The sequence below is a fragment of the Zoogloea sp. genome, assembly GCF_041911615.1.
GTDB lineage: Bacteria > Pseudomonadota > Gammaproteobacteria > Burkholderiales > Rhodocyclaceae > Zoogloea.
Genome location: NZ_JAYROR010000068.1, coordinates 1 through 2,240, shown reverse-complemented (window position 1 = coordinate 2,240; position 2,240 = coordinate 1). Strand labels below are relative to the sequence as shown.

The following is a 2,240-nucleotide window of genomic DNA, read 5'->3' as shown; positions in this document are numbered from 1 at the left end:
GGCCGGGGCCGGCCAGGGCGGCGTCGACCGCGGCGGTGGGGCCGGCGGGCGTGGCGGCGTAGGGCAGGGCGCTGCGGCGTAGCTGGGCGGCGCTGCCGCTGCAGGCCGGGCAGGGGCCGTCGCCGGCGGCGCAGGCGGCACAGCGCAGCGGCCCGCCGGCGGGCGCGGTGGTGAGCGCGTCGGCGACCCGTTCGGCATGACGCTCGGCGGCATCGCGAGGGCTGCCGACGGGCGTCCTGGACCGGGTGTCCCGTTCGGGTGCGGGGCGGGTCATGGCTGCTGCGCTGCGTGCTGTCGGGGCGTGCCGGTCGGACTCAGGGCCCCGGCGGCGCCGGCGGGTTGAGCACCGCGTCCACCGCGGCGGTGGCATCGGCGTCGCGGGTGGCGAGCTTGGCCGTCATGCTGGCGCGCTTGCGCGACAGTTCGAGCTGGGCCTGGATCACCGCGAGCTGGGCGGCGAGCAGATCGGCGACGGCCGACAGCTGGGCGTCGCGGGCGGTGTTCCAGTCGGTCTGCAGTTTGGTGGCGGGGGCGGCGGTGGCCGCGGTGGCGAGGCGGGCGCGGGCGGCCTGGTAGTCCACGTAGGCGAGCACCGCGGCGGCCTTGTTGCCGGCGGCGGCCTGGCGTTGGGCGGCTTCGCGGGCCAGCAGGGCCTTGGCGAGGTCGTCGGCGACGATGGCGGGCGAGGCTTCGGCGGCGGTGATGGCGGCGTCGGCGCTGGCCTGGGCGTCCTCGCAATCCTGCAGGGTGGATTCGAGATTGACGAGGGCGGTGGCGAGGGTGGTGATCGCGGCGTCGTCGAGGCTGGCGATGGCGCTGTCGACGCCGCTGACGGCGGTGCGCAGGTCGGCCGCGTCGAGCTTGGTGGCGGTGAGGCCGGTGGCGCTGACCAGCACGCCGCGCAGGGCGGTGGCGGTGGCGTCGGCGATGGGCGGGGTGGCGCCCTCGGTGCGTGCCTTGTCGGCCTCGATGGCGGCGACGGCATCCCAGGCGGCGTCGGCGCTCTGGGCCTGGGCGGCGCCGCTGGCGGCGGCGGTGGCGGCTTCGGCCTGCCAGGCGGCGAGCTTGGCGCGGGCCTGGGCGAGGGTGGTGGCGATGTCGGTCATGAAAAGGCTCCCTGCCGGCGTGGGAATGGCCGGCCCAGTTTGCTGAACTCTTCGGCCACGGCGGCGTCGAGCAGGCCGTCCGTGACCACGGTGCCGCCATCGGCGGCGGCAAACGCCGCCGACAGGGCGGCGTTGCGGATCTCGCCGCCGGTGAGCTCGAAGCGCTCGGCCAGTTGCTCGATCGAAACGGTTTCCGCCAGGTGGGCGGCGGGTAGATGGGCGCGCCACAGGGCGATGCGCTCGGCGACGCCGGGGCGCGGGAAGTGCACGACCTGATCGAAGCGCCGCAGGAAGGCGTCGTCCACGCCCTGCATGAGGTTGGTGGCGAGCAGCGCGCAGCCCTCGAAGGATTCGAGCCGCTGCAGCAGGTAGTTCACCTCGATGTTGGCGTAGCGGTCGTGGGCGTCCTGCACGTTGGTGCGGCGGCCGAAGAGGGCGTCGGCTTCGTCGAAGAACAGCAGCGCGGCGTAGCCTTCGGCGGCGGCGAACAGTTCGGAGAGGTTCTTTTCGGTTTCGCCGATGTACTTGGAGACGACCAGTGAAAGGTCGACGGCGAGCATCGGCAGGTGCAGGCGGGTGGCCATGGCTTCGGCGGCGAGGGTCTTGCCGGTGCCGGACTCGCCGTGCATCAGGCCGACCACGGCCCGCCCGCGTTGGCCGCGGCCCATGCCCCAGCGCAGTTGCACGCCGACCCGGCGACGTACCCGGCGGATCAGGTCGTCGAGGCGGTGGCGGGTGGGCGCCGGGAGCACGAGGCGGGGCCACGGTACGTCGGGGCTGCTGCGGGTGGCGAGGCGCAGGGCGCGGGGCGGGGTGAGGCGGGCGAGTTCGGCGAGGACCTGGGGCACGTCGGCGCCGGGCGGCAGGGCGGCGGCCACGAGGGGCGGGGCGTCGTGGTCGATCCAGTTGCGGCCGGCGAGTTCGTCGGCGTCCATTTGCGTGCAGCCGAGGGCGCGCTGCCAGGCGTCGGCGAGTTCCAGCGGGTCGCTGCCACCCACCTCAAGGCGGCGCAGGTGGGCGCCAGGGCCGCGCAGGGCGAAGCTGGCTGGGGCGATGACGCAGGCAGGCGGGGTGCCGACCGGGGCGGGCAGTTCGCTGGCCTCGGTGCGCAGGGCGACCCGGGCGCCGGTGGCG

The 2,240-nt window shown here is 75.5% G+C and carries 3 protein-coding genes; all 3 read right to left on the bottom strand.

Annotation, left to right across the window (positions count from 1 at the left end; translation table 11 throughout):
* A partial coding sequence (locus tag ACE3P2_RS07910) for a hypothetical protein (protein WP_374263088.1) occupies window positions 1-274 on the bottom strand: 274 nt, incomplete at its 3' end.
* A gap of 40 nt (window positions 275-314) precedes the next feature.
* Window positions 315-1,106: a hypothetical protein gene (locus ACE3P2_RS07905; RefSeq protein WP_374263086.1), complete on the bottom strand. Its 792-nt coding sequence runs from the start codon at window positions 1,104-1,106 to the stop codon at window positions 315-317.
* Window positions 1,103-2,240 (bottom strand): ATP-binding protein (locus tag ACE3P2_RS07900; RefSeq protein WP_374263083.1); only part of this gene is annotated, 1,138 nt, incomplete at its 5' end. The genes ACE3P2_RS07900 and ACE3P2_RS07905, both read right to left, overlap by 4 nt.

Coding starts and splice junctions, on each gene's coding strand:
- ACE3P2_RS07905 (WP_374263086.1), bottom strand. CDS start 1,106: ATGACCGACATCGCCACCACCCTCGCCCAGGCCCGCGCCAAGCTCGCC.